Source organism: Lentzea sp. NPDC005914 (assembly GCF_040629405.1).
Taxonomy (GTDB): domain Bacteria; phylum Actinomycetota; class Actinomycetes; order Mycobacteriales; family Pseudonocardiaceae; genus Lentzea.
Map to the genome: position 1 here is coordinate 62,025 of NZ_JBEXVQ010000047.1, position 16,736 is coordinate 78,760.

The 16,736-nt window shown below is 65.9% G+C and carries 28 protein-coding genes; 25 read left to right on the plus strand and 3 right to left on the minus strand.

Going from position 1 to position 16,736, the window contains the following annotated elements; genetic code table 11:
• Positions 1 to 10 precede the first annotated feature (10 nt).
• From ABZ345_RS41815 to ABZ345_RS41825, 3 genes are read right to left on the minus strand one after another with little or no spacing between them, the layout of a single operon-like run.
• Positions 11 to 325 (minus strand): WXG100 family type VII secretion target, encoded by a 315-nt coding sequence (locus ABZ345_RS41815; protein WP_359860520.1) that lies wholly within the window; start codon positions 323 to 325, stop codon positions 11 to 13.
• Positions 322 to 888, minus strand: coding sequence for a YbaB/EbfC family nucleoid-associated protein (locus ABZ345_RS41820; protein ID WP_359860521.1), 567 nt, complete (start codon positions 886 to 888; stop codon positions 322 to 324). Before ABZ345_RS41820 ends, ABZ345_RS41815 begins: the two co-directional genes overlap by 4 nt.
• A gap of 45 nt (positions 889 to 933) precedes the next feature.
• The gene (locus ABZ345_RS41825) at positions 934 to 1,383 is read right to left on the minus strand and encodes a hypothetical protein (RefSeq protein WP_359860522.1); all 450 of its coding nucleotides are present in this window, start codon (positions 1,381 to 1,383) and stop codon (positions 934 to 936) included.
• Positions 1,384 to 1,814: 431 nt separating this feature from the next.
• Between ABZ345_RS41825 and rpsL the strand changes: the two genes are divergently transcribed.
• The 25 genes from rpsL (at position 1,815) to rplO (ending at position 16,352) form a co-directional block, all read left to right on the plus strand.
• Positions 1,815 to 2,189 carry a 30S ribosomal protein S12 gene (gene rpsL / locus ABZ345_RS41830; protein WP_030473471.1) on the plus strand — a complete coding sequence of 125 codons (375 nt, stop codon included), beginning with the start codon at positions 1,815 to 1,817 and terminating at the stop codon, positions 2,187 to 2,189.
• Positions 2,189 to 2,659 carry a 30S ribosomal protein S7 gene (rpsG, locus tag ABZ345_RS41835; protein WP_030478293.1) on the plus strand — a complete coding sequence of 157 codons (471 nt, stop codon included), beginning with the start codon at positions 2,189 to 2,191 and terminating at the stop codon, positions 2,657 to 2,659. Before rpsL ends, rpsG begins: the two co-directional genes overlap by 1 nt.
• A gap of 77 nt (positions 2,660 to 2,736) precedes the next feature.
• A complete protein-coding gene (gene fusA / locus ABZ345_RS41840) occupies positions 2,737 to 4,839 on the plus strand; it encodes an elongation factor G (protein ID WP_359860523.1) in 2,103 nt (700 codons plus the stop codon).
• 145 nt (positions 4,840 to 4,984) lie between these two features.
• The gene (tuf, locus tag ABZ345_RS41845) at positions 4,985 to 6,178 is read left to right on the plus strand and encodes an elongation factor Tu (protein WP_359860524.1); all 1,194 of its coding nucleotides are present in this window, start codon (positions 4,985 to 4,987) and stop codon (positions 6,176 to 6,178) included.
• A 587-nt stretch (positions 6,179 to 6,765) separates the two neighbouring features.
• On the plus strand, positions 6,766 to 7,071 hold the full coding sequence (gene rpsJ / locus ABZ345_RS41850) for a 30S ribosomal protein S10 (RefSeq protein WP_003938093.1): 306 nt from the start codon (positions 6,766 to 6,768) through the stop codon (positions 7,069 to 7,071).
• A 27-nt stretch (positions 7,072 to 7,098) separates the two neighbouring features.
• Positions 7,099 to 7,749, plus strand: a complete 651-nt coding sequence (gene rplC, locus ABZ345_RS41855; protein WP_359860525.1) for a 50S ribosomal protein L3 — start codon at positions 7,099 to 7,101, stop codon at positions 7,747 to 7,749.
• Positions 7,749 to 8,435, plus strand: coding sequence for a 50S ribosomal protein L4 (gene rplD, locus ABZ345_RS41860; protein WP_359860526.1), 687 nt, complete (start codon positions 7,749 to 7,751; stop codon positions 8,433 to 8,435). The genes rplC and rplD overlap by 1 nt, the downstream gene beginning before the upstream one ends.
• A complete protein-coding gene (gene rplW, locus ABZ345_RS41865; protein ID WP_045309807.1) occupies positions 8,432 to 8,731 on the plus strand; it encodes a 50S ribosomal protein L23 in 300 nt (99 codons plus the stop codon). The genes rplD and rplW overlap by 4 nt, the downstream gene beginning before the upstream one ends.
• A gap of 19 nt (positions 8,732 to 8,750) precedes the next feature.
• Positions 8,751 to 9,584, plus strand: a complete 834-nt coding sequence (gene rplB, locus ABZ345_RS41870; protein ID WP_030473464.1) for a 50S ribosomal protein L2 — start codon at positions 8,751 to 8,753, stop codon at positions 9,582 to 9,584.
• An 18-nt stretch (positions 9,585 to 9,602) separates the two neighbouring features.
• A complete protein-coding gene (gene rpsS / locus ABZ345_RS41875) occupies positions 9,603 to 9,884 on the plus strand; it encodes a 30S ribosomal protein S19 (protein ID WP_015105260.1) in 282 nt (93 codons plus the stop codon).
• A gap of 34 nt (positions 9,885 to 9,918) precedes the next feature.
• A complete protein-coding gene (gene rplV, locus ABZ345_RS41880; RefSeq protein WP_089949048.1) occupies positions 9,919 to 10,317 on the plus strand; it encodes a 50S ribosomal protein L22 in 399 nt (132 codons plus the stop codon).
• Positions 10,317 to 11,147, plus strand: coding sequence for a 30S ribosomal protein S3 (gene rpsC, locus ABZ345_RS41885; RefSeq protein ID WP_359860527.1), 831 nt, complete (start codon positions 10,317 to 10,319; stop codon positions 11,145 to 11,147). The genes rplV and rpsC overlap by 1 nt, the downstream gene beginning before the upstream one ends.
• A gap of 3 nt (positions 11,148 to 11,150) precedes the next feature.
• Positions 11,151 to 11,570: a 50S ribosomal protein L16 gene (gene rplP, locus ABZ345_RS41890; RefSeq protein WP_030473461.1), complete on the plus strand. Its 420-nt coding sequence runs from the start codon at positions 11,151 to 11,153 to the stop codon at positions 11,568 to 11,570.
• Entirely contained in the window at positions 11,570 to 11,812 is a 243-nt protein-coding gene (rpmC, locus tag ABZ345_RS41895; protein ID WP_045309810.1) for a 50S ribosomal protein L29, read from the plus strand. Before rplP ends, rpmC begins: the two co-directional genes overlap by 1 nt.
• Positions 11,809 to 12,090 (plus strand): 30S ribosomal protein S17, encoded by a 282-nt coding sequence (gene rpsQ / locus ABZ345_RS41900; RefSeq protein ID WP_089949051.1) that lies wholly within the window; start codon positions 11,809 to 11,811, stop codon positions 12,088 to 12,090. Before rpmC ends, rpsQ begins: the two co-directional genes overlap by 4 nt.
• 71 nt (positions 12,091 to 12,161) lie before the next feature.
• Entirely contained in the window at positions 12,162 to 12,530 is a 369-nt protein-coding gene (gene rplN, locus ABZ345_RS41905; protein ID WP_030473458.1) for a 50S ribosomal protein L14, read from the plus strand.
• Between the two features lie 2 nt (positions 12,531 to 12,532).
• Positions 12,533 to 12,847 carry a 50S ribosomal protein L24 gene (rplX, locus tag ABZ345_RS41910; RefSeq protein WP_355553899.1) on the plus strand — a complete coding sequence of 105 codons (315 nt, stop codon included), beginning with the start codon at positions 12,533 to 12,535 and terminating at the stop codon, positions 12,845 to 12,847.
• Positions 12,848 to 12,849: 2 nt separating this feature from the next.
• Positions 12,850 to 13,413 (plus strand): 50S ribosomal protein L5, encoded by a 564-nt coding sequence (rplE, locus tag ABZ345_RS41915; RefSeq protein ID WP_359860528.1) that lies wholly within the window; start codon positions 12,850 to 12,852, stop codon positions 13,411 to 13,413.
• Between the two features lie 4 nt (positions 13,414 to 13,417).
• Positions 13,418 to 13,603: a type Z 30S ribosomal protein S14 gene (locus ABZ345_RS41920; RefSeq protein ID WP_030473455.1), complete on the plus strand. Its 186-nt coding sequence runs from the start codon at positions 13,418 to 13,420 to the stop codon at positions 13,601 to 13,603.
• Positions 13,604 to 13,727: 124 nt separating this feature from the next.
• Entirely contained in the window at positions 13,728 to 14,126 is a 399-nt protein-coding gene (rpsH, locus tag ABZ345_RS41925) for a 30S ribosomal protein S8 (protein ID WP_030478309.1), read from the plus strand.
• Between the two features lie 12 nt (positions 14,127 to 14,138).
• Complete coding sequence (gene rplF, locus ABZ345_RS41930; RefSeq protein WP_045309814.1) at positions 14,139 to 14,678, plus strand: 50S ribosomal protein L6; 540 nt, start codon at positions 14,139 to 14,141, stop codon at positions 14,676 to 14,678.
• Position 14,679: 1 nt separating this feature from the next.
• A complete protein-coding gene (rplR, locus tag ABZ345_RS41935; RefSeq protein ID WP_359860529.1) occupies positions 14,680 to 15,081 on the plus strand; it encodes a 50S ribosomal protein L18 in 402 nt (133 codons plus the stop codon).
• Between the two features lie 34 nt (positions 15,082 to 15,115).
• Positions 15,116 to 15,724 carry a 30S ribosomal protein S5 gene (gene rpsE / locus ABZ345_RS41940; RefSeq protein ID WP_030473451.1) on the plus strand — a complete coding sequence of 203 codons (609 nt, stop codon included), beginning with the start codon at positions 15,116 to 15,118 and terminating at the stop codon, positions 15,722 to 15,724.
• 2 nt (positions 15,725 to 15,726) lie between these two features.
• Positions 15,727 to 15,912, plus strand: a complete 186-nt coding sequence (gene rpmD, locus ABZ345_RS41945) for a 50S ribosomal protein L30 (RefSeq protein ID WP_045309828.1) — start codon at positions 15,727 to 15,729, stop codon at positions 15,910 to 15,912.
• On the plus strand, positions 15,909 to 16,352 hold the full coding sequence (rplO, locus tag ABZ345_RS41950) for a 50S ribosomal protein L15 (RefSeq protein WP_359860530.1): 444 nt from the start codon (positions 15,909 to 15,911) through the stop codon (positions 16,350 to 16,352). The genes rpmD and rplO overlap by 4 nt, the downstream gene beginning before the upstream one ends.
• The last annotated feature ends 384 nt before the right edge of the window (positions 16,353 to 16,736 follow it).

The window sequence follows — 16,736 nt, forward strand, 5'->3', positions numbered from 1 at the left end:
CCCCAGACTGCTAACCGCTGATGCCGCGTGTGTTGAAAGCGTCCTGCTGCTCCATCAGGTTCGCGGACTCTTCCAGGTTCTTGCCGATGTCCTGCAACGTCTTCGCGACCTCCGCCATCACCTTGCGGACGCCGTCGGACGCGGGGACGTAGTCGGTGCCGAACTTCTGGCCGGCCTCGTCGTCGCCCCAGCAGCGGCCCTCCGCGTCGAGGCCGCGGGCGAGTGCCGACGCGCCACCCGCCATGTCCTCGCCGGTGCTGACCATCTTCGCCGCCGCCGAGCGCAGGCCGGCCGCGTCCATGTAGGTGTGGCCACCGCCGCTCACCAGCCGTTCCCCCGGCCCATGATCGAGTTGCCGCCGAAGTCGTCCTCGTCGGGCTCGGACGAGGGCCTGGCGCGCTGGACGGGACGGGCCTCCTTGCGCAGCACCGACGAACCGAAGTCCTCATCGGACGGTGGCGGCGGTGGCACGGGCTCGTCGTCGCGCTGCTCGACCTTGAAGATGTCCTTCAGCGACGGGGCTCCCGGCACGACGTCCGGCAGGTCGATCATGCCCTCTTCCGAGGTCAGCGGGGCCATCTGCGCGGAGACCTGTTCACGCACGTTCTGCGCGGCACGGCGGGCCACCTGCGTGATCGTCTGCGCCAACTGCTCGGGCGTCACCCGCTCGAACGCGCGCTGGCCCAGCTCCAGCCTGTCCAGCACGCCTGTCGAGTCGACGGTCACCACGACGTTGCCGTCCGGAGAGGACGCCACGCCGGACATCGCCGCGATCGCCGCCTGGGCGTCGCGCAACCCGTCCGTGCGCTGCTTGAGCTCGCGCATCAGGTTGTCGAGGGTGCCGCGCAACTCTGTGTTACGAGTTGCTAGCTGATCGTCATCGAGCACCACGGCAACGTACCGAACGCGATCAAGTCCCGTCGGCCGAACGGCTCAGTTGGTGATGCAGATCGTCTTCTGCGGCTGGGAGTAGGTCCTCGAGTCCTCGCCCGCGCAGAGCAGGCGGTCCTGTTTGCCGTCGACCACCTTGGTCACCTTGCGCGTTCCCGTCCCGCAGGCCACGCGCTGGAAGTACTGGTTCGTCGCTTTGAGACAGTCGCCTTCCTCGACGTTGAGCACGTAGCAGTAGCGCGTCTTGCCGGTCTTCCGAGACCGCCCGGACGACTCGTCGAGGTAGTCACCAGTTGGACACATCGTCCGCTTCTCGCGCGACGACACCCGGTACACGGCGTCCTGCGACGAGCAGTCCACCTCTTCCATGTTGACGCTGGTGTCGTTCACGTCGACCTGCTTCGCGCACTCGCCGACGCCTGCCTGCTCGTGCCACCCGGAGCACCCGGCGAGCACCAGCGTCAGCGCGGCCATCAGGACAGTGGTCTTCATCGCTTCCTCGGACAGGTGGTCGTGGCCGGTTGCGAGTAGAAGGTCCCGGTCAGCCCCGGACGAGAAGTGTGAATCCCGCCACGCACAGCGCCGTGGGCACGCACGGCACGATCCATTGCCGCCACAACGCTTGTGCCTCCTGCTGAGGTGAACCTGCTGGCAGCCATGTCTACTTCACAGGCGCGAGCGGCACCCCCGTTTTGACCCAGGTAGACGTGGGCGGGTATCTTTGCTACTCGTGCCCGACCCATGTCGGGCCGCTCCGCGTGCCCGTGAGGCAGCGGTGTCCTCCACTCGCAGTGGCAGTTGAACTGTTGCTTGCGGACCTTGGGAGCGGGCGACACGCCCGACCTCGGGTGCAGAGAGGGATCAAGAAACACGAGGGTGAACCGCAAGGGGAACCCGCAGAAGACGGAAGAAGCAGCCGGCGAATGCCAACGATCCAGCAGCTGGTCCGCAAGGGCCGCCAGGACAAGGTGGCCAAGCAGAAGACGGCGGCCCTCAAGGGCTCGCCGCAGCGGCGCGGTGTGTGCACCCGCGTTTACACCACCACCCCCAAGAAGCCGAACTCCGCACTGCGCAAGGTCGCTCGCGTGAAGCTGACCAGCGGTATCGAGGTCACGGCCTACATCCCCGGTGAGGGTCACAACCTCCAGGAGCACTCGATGGTGCTCGTGCGCGGTGGTCGTGTGAAGGACCTGCCGGGTGTTCGTTACAAGATCATCCGTGGCTCTCTCGACACGCAGGGTGTCAAGAACCGCAAGCAGGCTCGCAGCCGCTACGGCGCGAAGAAGGAGAAGAGCTAATGCCCCGCAAGGGACCGGCCCCGAAGCGGCCGCTTATCTCCGACCCGGTGTACAGCTCGCCGCTCGTGACTCAGCTCATCAACAAGGTGCTGGTCGACGGTAAGCGCTCCGTGGCCGAGAAGATCGTTTACGAAGCCCTCGAAGGTGCTCGCGAGAAGACCGGCACCGACCCGGTCGTCACGCTGAAGCGCGCCCTGGACAACGTGAAGCCGTCGCTGGAGGTCAAGAGCCGCCGCGTCGGTGGTGCGACCTACCAGGTGCCGATCGAGGTCAAGCCCGGCCGTTCGACCACGCTGGCCCTGCGCTGGCTGATCACCTTCTCCCGGCAGCGCCGTGAGAAGACCATGGTCGAGCGTCTGATGAACGAGCTGCTCGATGCGAGCAACGGTCTCGGTGCGAGCGTCAAGCGCCGTGAGGACACGCACAAGATGGCCGAGTCCAACAAGGCCTTCGCCCACTACCGCTGGTGATGTGACGCCCGGCTCCAACAGGAGCCGGGCTCTCCCGGCCCTAGTGAGCTGACAAGCTCAAGACAGGGGAAAGACCCGTGGCACAGGACGTGCTCACTGATCTCTCCATGGTCCGCAACATCGGGATCATGGCGCACATCGACGCGGGCAAGACCACGACGACTGAGCGGATCCTCTTCTACACGGGGATCAGCTACAAGATCGGCGAGGTTCACGACGGCGCTGCCGTGATGGACTGGATGGAGCAGGAGCAGGAGCGCGGCATCACGATCACGTCGGCCGCGACGACCTGCTACTGGAAGAACCACCAGATCAACCTGATCGACACGCCCGGCCACGTCGACTTCACCGTCGAGGTCGAGCGCAACCTGCGCGTCCTCGACGGCGCCGTTGCCGTCTTCGACGGCAAGGAAGGCGTCGAGCCGCAGTCCGAGCAGGTCTGGCGGCAGGCCACCAAGTACGACGTCCCGCGCATCTGCTTCGTCAACAAGATGGACAAGCTGGGCGCCGACTTCTACTTCACGATCAAGACGATCCAGGACCGGCTGGCCGCCAAGCCGCTGCCGCTCCAGATCCCGATCGGTGCCGAGAGCGACTTCATCGGCGTCGTCGACCTGATCGAGATGCGTGCACTCACGTGGCGTGGCGAAGTCCAGAAGGGCGAGGACTACGCGATCGAGGAGATCCCCGCGGATCTGCTCGAGAAGGCCCAGGAGTTCCGCGAGCAGCTGCTCGAGGCCGTCGCCGAGACCGACGACGACCTGACCGAGAAGTTCTTCGAGCAGGGCGACCTGTCCGTCGAGGAGATCAAGGCCGGCCTCCGCAAGATCGTCGCCGCGGGCACCGCGTACCCGATCCTGTGTGGCTCCGCGTTCAAGAACAAGGGCGTTCAGCCCATGCTCGACGCAGTCATCGACTACCTGCCGTCGCCGCTCGACCTCCCGCCGGTCGAGGGCACGCTGCAGGACGGCGAGACCATCGTCAAGCGCAGCCCGAACACGGACGAGCCGTTCTCCGCGCTGGCGTTCAAGATCGCCGTGCACCCGTTCTTCGGCAAGCTGACCTACATCCGGGTCTACTCGGGCAAGGTCTCCGCGGGCACCCAGGTCGTCAACGCGACCAAGGACCGCAAGGAGCGCATCGGGAAGATCTTCCAGATGCACGCCAACAAGGAGAACCCGGTCACCGAGGCCATCGCGGGCCACATCTACGCCGTGATCGGTCTGAAGGACACCACGACCGGTGAGACCCTGTGCGACCCGCAGCACCCCATCGTGCTCGAGTCGATGACCTTCCCCGAGCCCGTCATCCAGGTGGCCATCGAGCCCAAGACGAAGGCGGACCAGGAGAAGCTCGGCACCGCGATCCAGAAGCTGGCCGAGGAGGACCCGACGTTCCGGGTCAACCTCGACCAGGAGACGGGCCAGACCATCATCGCCGGCATGGGCGAGCTCCACCTGGACATCCTGGTGGACCGCATGCGCCGCGAGTTCAAGGTCGAGGCCAACATCGGCAAGCCTCAGGTGGCGTACCGGGAGACCATCCGCCGTGCGGTGGAGAAGTACTCCTACACCCACAAGAAGCAGACCGGTGGCTCCGGCCAGTTCGCGAAGGTGCTCGTCACCGTCGAGCCGCTGGAGAAGAAGGAAGACGGCGCGCTCTACGAGTTCGTCAACGCCGTCACCGGTGGTCGCATCCCCCGTGAGTACATCCCGTCGGTCGACGCGGGTGCACAGGACGCGCTGCAGTACGGCGTGCTGGCGGGCTACCCGCTGGTCGGCGTGAAGGTGACTCTGCTCGACGGCGCCTACCACGAGGTCGACTCCTCGGAAATGGCGTTCAAGATCGCTGGTTCGATGGCCCTCAAGGAAGCCGCCCGTCAGGCGTCTCCCGCGATCCTCGAACCGCTGATGGCCGTCGAGGTCACGACGCCCGAGGAGTACATGGGCGACGTGATCGGCGACCTGAACTCCCGCCGTGGCCAGATCCAGGCCATGGAGGAGCGCAGCGGTGTCCGTGTCGTCAAGGCACTGGTTCCGCTGTCGGAAATGTTCGGGTACGTGGGTGACCTGCGGTCCAAGACCCAGGGTCGTGCCAACTACTCGATGGTGTTCGACTCCTACGCAGAGGTTCCCGCGAACGTCTCGAAGGAGATCATCGCGAAGGCGACTGGGGAATAACCCCACACCGGAGCACCGCAGTTCCACCGCGGGCTCTCCGGGGTGAATCCCTGGGGTCCGCATTTTCCGACCCTGACGTGTAGTCCGGCGGGTGGCCACACATACCCGCCGGACCAGCAAAAAAGAAGTCCAGGAGGACAATCCAGTGGCCAAGGCGAAGTTCGAGCGGACGAAGCCGCACGTCAACATCGGCACCATCGGTCACATCGACCATGGCAAGACCACGCTGACCGCGGCGATCTCCAAGGTTCTGCACGACGCGTACCCCGATGTGAACGCCTCGTTCGCGTTCGACCAGATCGACAAGGCGCCGGAAGAGAAGCAGCGCGGCATCACGATCTCGATCGCGCACATCGAGTACCAGACGGAGAACCGTCACTACGCGCACGTCGACTGCCCCGGGCACGCCGACTACATCAAGAACATGATCACCGGTGCGGCGCAGATGGACGGCGCCATCCTGGTGGTCGCGGCGACCGACGGTCCCATGCCGCAGACGAAGGAGCACGTCCTCCTGGCCCGCCAGGTCGGCGTCCCCTACATCGTCGTCGCGCTGAACAAGGCCGACATGGTGGACGACGAGGAGATCCTGGAGCTCGTCGAGCTCGAGGTCCGCGAGCTGCTCTCCGAGTACGAGTTCCCCGGCGACGACCTGCCGGTCGTGCGCGTTTCGGCGCTGAAGGCGCTGGAGGGCGACGAGGCCTGGGGCAAGTCGGTTCTCGAGCTCATGGCCGCCGTCGACTCGGCGATCCCGGAGCCCGAGCGTGAGGTCGACAAGCCGTTCCTCATGCCCGTCGAGGACGTCTTCACGATCACCGGCCGCGGCACCGTGGTGACCGGTCGTATCGAGCGCGGCGTCATCAACGTGAACTCCGAGATCGAGATCGTCGGTATCAAGGAGACGTCGAAGAAGACGACGGTCACCTCGATCGAGATGTTCAAGAAGTTCCTCGACGAGGGTCGCGCCGGTGACAACGCCGCGCTGCTGCTCCGCGGCATCAAGCGCGAGGAGGTGGAGCGCGGCATGGTCATCGTCAAGCCGGGCACCACGACCCCGCACACCGAGTTCGACGCGCAGGTCTACATCCTGTCGAAGGACGAGGGTGGCCGCCACACGCCGTTCTTCAACAACTACCGTCCCCAGTTCTACTTCCGGACGACGGACGTGACCGGCGTTGTGACGCTGCCCGAGGGCACCGAGATGGTCATGCCGGGCGACAACACCTTCATGAGCGTGAAGCTGATCCAGCCGATCGCCATGGACGAGGGTCTGCGTTTCGCGATCCGCGAGGGTGGCCGCACCGTCGGCGCCGGCTCGGTCGCCAAGATCAACAAGTGATCTAGCAGCACCAGTTCGGCGTGAGGCCGGGCCAACGACTCCGTTGGCCCGGCCTTCGCCGTTGTGAATCTCCGGTGTGTGCGTCAGCTCACGCCACAATGTTCAAGAGCGCGCTGGAGCAGATCCACCGCGGAACTCCTGTTGTCGGGCAACGGAACCGGCCCGCTCGTCGCTCCACACGCGACGGTCGGGGGCGTTCACCGGCCAAGATCCGCACGTGATCTGCCTCTAACTCACCCACCCCGATTTGGACTGCCTCGCGACCGTGTGGCATCCTTTACGGGTTGCTCGACGAAGGCCGGGTTCACTTCGTGTGTGCCCGAGTGTTTCGACCGAGCGTCCGCGCCCTGTTAGTGAACGCCTCCTTGCGGAGATGGGCATCAGGGTGCATGGGCTGTGGTAGGCCCAATCCCACCGGGGAGACCTTGCGTGGGACCGGTATGTGCAGCGGGCGCGACACGCCCGACCGCGTGGACCGGGCACCATGACACTTCAACAGGGGCGGAGCGCGCCAAGAGGCTGTAACAGGCCTCATCCGAGGCACCGCACCGCAGCGGTTACGAGAAGCAGAGGAACGGCAAGCCATTATGGCGGGACAAAAGATCCGCATCCGGCTCAAGGCCTACGACCACGAAGCGATCGACGCGTCTGCACGCAAGATCGTGGAGACCGTGACGCGCACCGGCGCTCGGGTCGTCGGGCCAGTGCCGCTGCCCACTGAGAAGAACGTGTACTGCGTCATCCGCTCGCCGCACAAGTACAAGGACTCGCGCGAGCACTTCGAGATGCGCACGCACAAGCGGCTGATCGACATCCTCGACCCGACGCCGAAGACGGTTGACGCGCTCATGCGCATCGACCTGCCGGCCAGCGTCGACGTCAACATCCAGTAAGCGTTGGGCGCGGAGAGTAACGGACCAATGTCTGACAGGCAGATGAAGGGCATCCTGGGCACCAAGCTCGGCATGACTCAGGTCTTCGACGAGAACAACCGGGTTGTCCCGGTGACGGTCGTCAAGGCTGAGCCCAATGTCGTGACCCAGGTACGCACCGAAGAGAAGGACGGCTACACCGCCGTCCAGCTGGCGGCCGGCGCGATTGACCCGCGCAAGGTCAACAAGCCCGTCGCAGGGCACTTCGCCAAGGCCGGGGTCACGCCCCGTCGCTTCCTGGCGGAGCTGCGCACGACGGACGCCGGCGAGTACACGGTCGGCCAGGAGATCACCGCTGAGGTGTTCGAGGCCGGCGCTGTTGTCGACATCACCGGCACCAGCAAGGGCAAGGGCACCGCGGGTGTCATGAAGCGCCACAACTTCCGGGGTCTCGGCTCCAGCCACGGCACCCAGCGCAAGCACCGCTCGCCGGGTTCCATCGGTGGCTGTGCCACTCCGGGTCGCGTCTTCAAGGGTCTGCGCATGGCCGGCCGCATGGGCCACGAGCGCGTGACGACCCAGAACCTGAAGGTGCACAAGATCGACGCCGAGAACGGCCTGCTGCTCATCAAGGGCGCTGTTCCCGGCCCCAAGGGTGGTCTGGTGTTCGTCCGGACTGCCGCGAAGGGTGGTGCCTGATGTCGACGGTTGAGATCCGCACCCCGGACGGCAAGTCCGCCGGCACGGTCGAGCTCCCCTCGGCTGTCTTCGACGCGCAGGCCAACGTGGCGCTGCTGCACCAGGTCGTCGTGGCCCAGCAGGCCGCCGCGCGCCAGGGCACGCACGCGACGAAGACCCGCGGCGAGGTCCGAGGCGGTGGCAAGAAGCCGTACCGCCAGAAGGGCACCGGTCGCGCCCGTCAGGGTTCGACGCGTGCTCCGCAGTTCGCCGGCGGTGGCGTCGTCCACGGCCCGCAGCCGCGTGACTACTCGCAGCGGACGCCCAAGAAGATGAAGGCCGCCGCTCTGCGTGGCGCCCTGTCGGACCGGGCTCGCGCGAACCAGGTGCACGTCGTGTCCGGCCTGGTGGACGGGGACACCCCGTCGACCAAGACCGCTCGCAAGGTCCTGGCTTCGGTCACCGAGGCCCGTCGCGTTCTCGTGGTGCTCAACCGCACCGACGAGGTCGCGTGGGTCAGCGTGCGGAACCTCCCGCACGTGCACGTGATCGCGCCTGACCAGCTCAACACCTACGACGTGCTCGTCAACGACGACGTGGTGTTCACCAAGGACTCGCTCGACGTGTTCCTCGCCAGCAAGGCCCAGCAGGGTTCTGGCTCGGCTGAGGCCACGGCGGTCGTAGTGGACGAGGAGGGTTCCAAGTGATCCCCGACCACAGGGACATCTTGCTCGCGCCGGTGATCTCCGAGAAGTCCTACGGGCTCCTCGAAGAGAACAAGTACACCTTCTTGGTGGCGCCGGGGTCGAACAAGACCCAGATCAAGATTGCCGTGGAGAAGGTCTTCGGCGTCAAGGTCGTCAGCGTCAACACCATCAACCGCCAGGGCAAGCGCAAGCGGACCAAGAGCGGTTTCGGCAAGCGCAAGGACACGAAGCGCGCGATCGTCACGTTGTCGGCTGACAGCAAGGCGATCGAGATCTTCGGCGGCCCTGCCGCCTGATGACGAGGACTGCGTAGAGATGGGCATTCGCAAGTACAAGCCGACGACTCCCGGTCGTCGCGGTGCGAGCGTCTCCGACTTCGCCGAGATCACTCGGTCGACTCCGGAGAAGTCGCTGATCCGCCCGCTGCACAAGCTGGGTGGCCGCAACGCGTCGGGCAAGATCACCACGCGGCACAAGGGTGGCGGTCACAAGCGGGCTTACCGCTTGATCGACTTCCGTCGCCACGACAAGGACGGCGTGCCGGCCAAGGTCGCTCACATCGAGTACGACCCCAACCGCACCGCTCGCATCGCGCTGCTGCACTACGCGGACGGCGAGAAGCGCTACATCATCGCCCCGGAGAAGCTCAAGCAGGGTGACACGGTTGAGAACGGCCCCAAGGCCGACATCAAGCCGGGCAACAACCTGCCGCTGCGCAACATCCCGGTCGGTTCCGTGATCCACGCGATCGAGCTCCGCCCCGGTGGCGGCGCGAAGATCGCTCGCTCCGCCGGTGCCTCGGTGCAGCTCGTGGCGAAGGACGGCCCGTACGCCCAGCTGCGGATGCCTTCGGGCGAGATCCGCAACGTGGACGTGCGCTGCCGCGCCACGCTCGGCGAGGTCGGCAACAAGGAGCACCAGAACATCAACTGGGGCAAGGCAGGCCGCATGCGGTGGAAGGGCAAGAAGCCCACCGTCCGCGGTGTCGCCATGAACCCCGTTGACCACCCGCATGGTGGTGGTGAGGGTAAGACCTCCGGTGGTCGCCACCCGGTGAACCCGGCCGGCAAGCCCGAAGGCCGTACCCGCCGCCGTAAGCCAAGCGACAAGCTCATCGTCCGGCGTCGTCGCACCGGTAAGAAGCGCTGAGCAGGAAGGGAGTGAAGGATGCCTCGCAGCCTTAAGAAGGGCCCCTTCGTTGACGACCACCTGCTCAAGAAGGTGGACGTTCTCAACGAGTCGGGCAAGAAGACGGTCATCAAGACGTGGTCCCGCCGGTCCACGATCATCCCGGACATGCTGGGTCACACCATCGCGGTGCACGACGGCCGCAAGCACGTCCCGGTGTTCGTGACCGAAGCGATGGTCGGGCACAAGCTGGGCGAGTTCGCCCCTACCCGCACCTTCAAGGGCCACATCAAGGACGACCGGAAGTCTCGCCGCCGCTAAGGCGCCGAACTAGGAAGAGCAAGGGGAAGCAGCGATGAACGCCCGTAAAGATGCTGAGGCGCAGGAGTTTCCGCGCGCCGTGGCTCGGGCTCGCTACGTCCGCGACACGCCGATGAAGGTGCGCCGCGTCGTCGAGCTCATCAAGGGACGTAACGCCCGCGAGGCCCTGGCCGTGCTCCAGTTCGCGCCGCAGGCAGCAAGTGAGCCGGTCGCGAAGGTGCTCGCCAGCGCCATGGCCAACGCCGAGAACAACCTGTCCCTGGACCCCGAGACCCTCTGGGTGTCGGTGGCCTACGTGGACGAGGGTCCGACCCTCAAGCGTTTCCGCCCGCGTGCCCAGGGCCGCGCGTACCGGATCCGCAAGCGGACGTCGCACATCACCATTGAGGTGGAGTCGCGTCCGAAGAAGACCAGCGCGAAGGGAACCCGGTAGTGGGCCAGAAGATCAACCCGCACGGCTTCCGGCTGGGGATCACCACCGACTGGAAGTCCCGCTGGTACGCCGACAAGCAGTACGCCGAGTACGTCGCGGAAGATGTCAAGATCCGCAAGCTGCTCAGCAAGGGCATGGAGCGTGCCGGCATCTCCAAGGTGGAGATCGAGCGGACCCGTGACCGGGTGCGCGTCGACATCCACACCGCCCGGCCGGGCATCGTCATCGGCCGTCGTGGTGCCGAGGCGGACCGCATCCGCGGTGAGCTGGAGAAGCTCACCAAGAAGCAGGTCCAGCTGAACATCCTCGAGGTCAAGAACCCCGAGTCGGACGCGCAGCTCGTGGCACAGGGTGTCGCCGAGCAGCTGTCCAACCGCGTTGCCTTCCGGCGCGCGATGCGCAAGGCCATTCAGTCGGCCATGCGTTCGCCGCAGGTCAAGGGCATCCGCGTGCAGTGCGGCGGTCGCCTGGGCGGCGCCGAGATGTCCCGCTCGGAGCACTACCGCGACGGCCGCGTGCCGCTGCACACGCTCCGCGCCAACATCGACTACGGCTTCTTCGAGGCCCGCACCACGTTCGGCCGTATCGGCGTGAAGGTGTGGATCTACAAGGGCGACATCGTCGGTGGCATCTCGGCCAAGCGCGCGCTCGACGCGGCCCCGGCTCAGGCCGACCGCGCCCCGCGCCGCGACCGTAGCGAGCGTCCGAACCGGGCCCGTCGTTCCGGTGCCAGCGGCACCACCGCGACGAGCACCGAGGCCGGTCGTGCCGCAGCTGACGCCAACGCGTCCGCCGAGGCCCCGGCTGCTGCAGAGAAGACGGAGAGCTGAGTCATGCTCATCCCGCGCAGGGTCAAGCACCGCAAGCAGCACCACCCCAAGCGGTCGGGTGCTGCCAAGGGCGGCACGAAGGTCACCTTCGGTGAGTACGGCATCCAGGCTCTCGAGCCGGCCTACGTCACCAACAGGCAGATCGAGTCCGCTCGTATCGCCATCACGCGTCACATCCGTCGTGGCGGCAAGGTCTGGATCAACATCTTCCCGGACCGTCCGCTCACGAAGAAGCCGGCCGAGACCCGCATGGGTTCCGGTAAGGGTTCGCCGGAGTGGTGGGTGGCCAACGTCAAGCCGGGTCGCGTCCTCTTCGAGATGGCCTTCCCGAACGAGCAGGTCGCTCGCGAGGCGCTCCGCCGCGCGATCCACAAGCTCCCGATGAAGTGCCGCATCGTTACGCGTGAGGGTGGTGAGTTCTGATGGCAGCGGGTACCACCGCTTCCGAGCTGCGTGAGCTCACCGAGGAAGAGCTCGTGCTGCGTCTGAAGGAATCGAAGGAAGAGCTCTTCAACCTTCGTTTCCAGATGGCCACGGGCCAGCTCGACAACAACCGGCGGCTGCGCACGGTCCGGCACGAAATTGCCCGGATCTACACCGTGATGCGGGAGCGGGAGCTCGGGCTCTCCGTTTCGCCGGATTCCACTGGTGAGGGTGCGGCATGACCGAAAGCAACGAAGTCCAGACCGAGAAGCGCAACGACCGCAAGGTCCGTGAGGGCCTCGTCGTGTCCGACAAGATGGACAAGACGATCGTGGTCGCGCTCGAGGACCGCAAGAAGCACCCGCGTTACTCCAAGATCATGCGCTCCACCACCAAGGTGAAGGTGCACGACGAGGAGAACGCGGCGGGCGTCGGCGACCGCGTGCTGCTCATGGAGACCCGGCCTCTGTCGGCGACCAAGCGCTGGCGGCTCGTCGAGATCCTCGAGAAGGCCAAGTAGTCCTTTCTAGACAGACCGAGCCCGTCGGGTCGGAAATCCGGCGGGCCAGGAATGGTCAAGGAGCAAGTTAAGTGATTCAGCAGGAGTCGCGGCTTCGTGTCGCCGACAACACTGGTGCGAAGGAAATCCTTTGCATCCGTGTTCTCGGTGGATCCGGCCGCCGCTACGCGGGCATCGGCGACATCATCGTCGCAACCGTCAAGGACGCGATCCCCGGTGCCGGCGTGAAGAAGGGTGACGTCGTCAAGGCCGTCATCGTCCGCACCGTCAAGGAGCGCCGTCGCGCGGATGGCTCGTACATCCGTTTCGACGAGAACGCCGCAGTGCTCATCAAGAACGACAACGAGCCCCGCGGTACCCGCATCTTCGGCCCGGTCGGGCGCGAGCTGCGCGACAAGAAGTTCATGAAGATCATCTCGCTGGCACCGGAGGTGCTCTGACCATGAAGGTGAAGAAGGGCGACACTGTCGTCGTTATCGCCGGCAAGGACAAGGGCGCCAAGGGCAAGGTCATCATGGCCTACCCCGAGGTCGGCAAGGTCCTGGTCGAGGGCGTCAACCGGATCAAGAAGCACACCAAGATCACGCAGACCCAGCGGGGCGCGCAGTCTGGTGGCATCGTGACCCAGGAAGCCCCGATCAACGTCTCCAACGTGATGGTGGTCGACTCGGACGGCAAGCCGACCCGTGTTGGTTACCGGACGAACGACGAGGGCAAGCGGGTCCGCATTTCCCGTCGTAACGGGAAGGACATCTGATCATGACTACCGCAGAGAAGATCATCCCGCGGCTCAAGACGCGCTACCGCGACGAGGTGAAGGCCGAACTGCAGAAGCAGTTCGACTTCTCCAACGTCATGCAGATCCCGGGCGTCGTGAAGGTTGTCGTCAACATGGGTGTCGGCGACGCCGCCCGTGACGGCAAGCTGATCGAGGGTGCCGTCAGGGACCTCTCGATCATCACCGGCCAGCGTCCCGAGGTTCGCCGGGCCCGCAAGTCCATCGCGCAGTTCAAGCTGCGTGAAGGCATGCCGATCGGTGCGCGCGTCACGCTGCGCGGCGACCGCATGTGGGAGTTCCTCGACCGTCTGCTGACGATCGCGCTGCCCCGTATCCGCGACTTCCGCGGCCTCTCGGGCAAGCAGTTCGACGGCAACGGCAACTACACGTTCGGCCTGAACGAGCAGTCGATGTTCCACGAGATCGACCCGGACGCTATCGACCGGCCTCGCGGCATGGACATCACCGTCGTCACCACCGCCACGAACGACGAGGAGGGCCGGGCGCTGCTGAAGCTCCTGGGCTTCCCGTTCAAGGAGAACTGAGTCGATGGCCAAGAAGGCGTTGATCAACAAGGCCGCGAAGAAGCCGAAGTTCAAGGTCCGGGGTTACACCCGGTGCCAGCGTTGCGGCCGCCCCCACGCGGTGTTCCGCAAGTTCGGCCTCTGCCGGATCTGCCTGCGCGAGATGGCTCACCGCGGTGAGCTGCCTGGCGTGAGCAAGTCCAGCTGGTAATTCAAAGCTCCATTACTTCGCTGTAGGCCCGCACACGACCGTCCTGTCCTCTCTCCCTCGGGGGAGAGGGCGGGTCTGGACCCTGAGCCGGTGAACCGCAGCGAGAAAGGTTGACCAGGTCACCATGACGATGACCGACCCGATCGCAGACATGCTCACTCGTCTGCGCAACGCGAACTCGGCTTACCACGACAAGGTCGTGATGCCGCACTCCAAGATCAAGGCGAACATCGCCGAGATCCTCAAGCGCGAGGGCTACATCGCCTCGTACCGCGACGAGGACGGCGAGGTGGCCAAGAACCTGGTCGTCGAGCTGAAGTACGGCCCGAACCGGGAGCGCAGCATCGCCGGCCTCCGCCGCGTGTCGAAGCCCGGTCTGCGTGTGTACGCGAAGTCCACTGGCCTGCCCCGAGTTCTCGGTGGCCTCGGCGTGGCGATCATTTCGACCTCTGGCGGTCTCATGACCGACCGTCAGGCCAACAAGGCAGGCGTGGGCGGAGAAGTCCTCGCCTACGTTTGGTAAGGGGGAGTAGACATGTCGCGCATCGGAAAGCAGCCGATCATTGTCCCCTCCGGGGTCGACGTGAACATCGCCGGACAGGACGTGAGCATCAAGGGCCCCAAGGGTCTCCTGACGCTGACGCTCGCTGAGCCGATCATCGTCGAGAAGGCCGAAGACGGCACTCTCGAGGTCAAGCGCCCGAACGACGAGCGCCGCAACCGCGCGCTCCACGGCCTGTCGCGCACGCTCGTGCACAACATGGTCGTCGGCGTGACCCAGGGTTACGAAAAGAAGATGGAGATCCACGGCGTCGGTTACCGCGTCGCGCTCAAGGGCTCTGAGCTCGAGTTCGCGCTCGGTTACTCCCACCCCGTCAAGGTCGAGGCCCCCGCGGGCATCACCTTCGCGGTGGAGACCCCGACCCGGTTCTCGGTTTCCGGTATCGACAAGCAGCTGGTCGGTGAGGTCGCCGCCAACATCCGCAAGCTGCGCAAGCCCGACCCGTACAAGGGCAAGGGCGTCCGGTACTCGGGCGAGAAGATCCGTCGCAAGGTCGGAAAGACGGGTAAGTGACATGAGCGAGTCGACTGTTACGAAGCGCAAGCCGGTGGGCAAGGACATCTCCACCAGGCGTCGTGTTGCGAAGGCCCGTCGCCACTTCCGCCTCCGCAAGAAGGTCAGCGGCACCGCCGAGCGTCCGCGCCTGGTCGTGCACCGGTCGTCGAAGCACATCACCGTGCAGATCATCGACGACCTGAAGGGCCACACGGTCGCGTCCGCTTCCTCCATGGAGGCCGACGTCCGTGCGCTGGAAGGCGACAAGAAGGCCCGCGCGGCCAAGGTCGGCCAGCTGGCCGCGGCCCGTGCCAAGGACGCCGGTGTCACGGCGGTCGTGTTCGACCGCGGCGGCAACGCGTACCACGGCCGGATCGCTGCTCTGGCGGATGCCGCTCGCGAGGCGGGGCTGGAGTTCTGACAATGATCATTTCTGGAATTGAGAGGGACGCCTGATGCCAGGACGTACGCGTCGCGAAGGCGGCGGGGGCGAGCGCGGAGAGCGCCGCGACCGTCGTGACGGCGGCCGCGGCGGCGCGGCCCAGGAGAAGACCCCCCACCTCGAGCGCGTGGTTGCGATCAACCGCGTCTCCAAGGTGGTCAAGGGTGGTCGTCGCTTCAGCTTCACCGCGCTCGTCGTGGTGGGTGACGGCGACGGCATGGTCGGCGTCGGTTACGGCAAGGCCAAGGAAGTTCCCGCGGCCATCGCCAAGGGTGTCGAGGAAGCGAAGAAGAACTTCTTCCGCGTGCCTCGCATCGCCGGCACCATCCCCCACCCGGTCCAGGGTGAGAAGGCCGCTGGTGTGGTCCTGCTGCGTCCGGCCTCGGCCGGTACCGGTGTCATCGCGGGTGGCGCTGTCCGCGCCGTCCTCGAGTGCGCCGGCGTGCACGACGTGCTGTCGAAGTCGCTCGGCTCCGACAACGCGATCAACATCGTGCACGCGACCGTGGCGGCCCTCAAGGGTCTGCAGCGTCCGGAAGAGGTTGCGGCCCGTCGTGGCCTGCCCCTCGAGGACGTCGCTCCCGCCGGCATGATCCGCGCCCGCGCGGGCCAGGGGGTGTGATCATGGCTCAGCTCAAGATCACCCAGGTCCGCAGCACCATCGGTACCAAGCACAACCACCGCGAGTCGATGCGCACCCTCGGGCTGCGCAAGATCCGCCAGTCGGTCGTGCGTGAGGACACCCCCCAGGTGCTCGGCTTGATCCACGCCGTGCGTCACCTGGTGGTTGTTGAGGAGGTCCAGTCGTGACCATCAAGATTCACGACCTGCGTCCCGCCCCCGGAGCCAAGACCGCCAAGACCCGCGTCGGTCGTGGTGAAGGCTCCAAGGGCAAGACCGCCGGCCGCGGTACGAAGGGCACGGGCGCTCGCAAGAACGTCTCGCCGCGCTTCGAAGGTGGCCAGATGCCGCTGCACATGCGGCTGCCGAAGCTCAAGGGCTTCAAGAACCCGTTCCGCACCGAGTACCAGGTCGTGAACGTCTCGTCGATCGCTGCCTCCTTCCCGGAGGGCGGCTCGGTGGACGTTCCCGCGCTGGTTCTGGCCGGGCTGGTCCGCAAGGGCTCGCTCGTCAAGGTGCTGGGTGACGGGGATGTCTCGGTCAAGCTGGATGTCACGGCTGACAAGTTCTCCAAGACCGCTGTGGAGAAGATCGCTGCTGCTGGTGGGACCACCACTGTGGCTTCCTGACGCTTCGCGTCAGCTGTTGAAGGGCCCTGAGGCTTTGCCTCGGGGCCCTTTGGCGTTTTCCTGAGGGGGTGGCGCCTTCGGCGCGCGCTGCGGTCCCGTGGGTCGTTCTGGTGCGTTGGCGGGTTGCTGTTCCGTGTCCGTAGGTGGCTGGGTTGCGAGACTTCATCTTGCGTTGCGTGCTTCCCCTCGGGGGCGCTGTCCCCAAACCCCCGCCAATCTGATCGGGGGGTCCAGCGCCGCTTGCGGGTTGATGGCACGCCTGTTGCGTTCGGCGGCTGCGCGTTGCGTTGGTGGTGCGGTCCGGGTGGGGTCCCGTCCCAAGCCGAGCCGGAGCGAGCCACACCAGGATCGGGGTGTCAACCGGACGAAAAGCGTGTCCGGTTG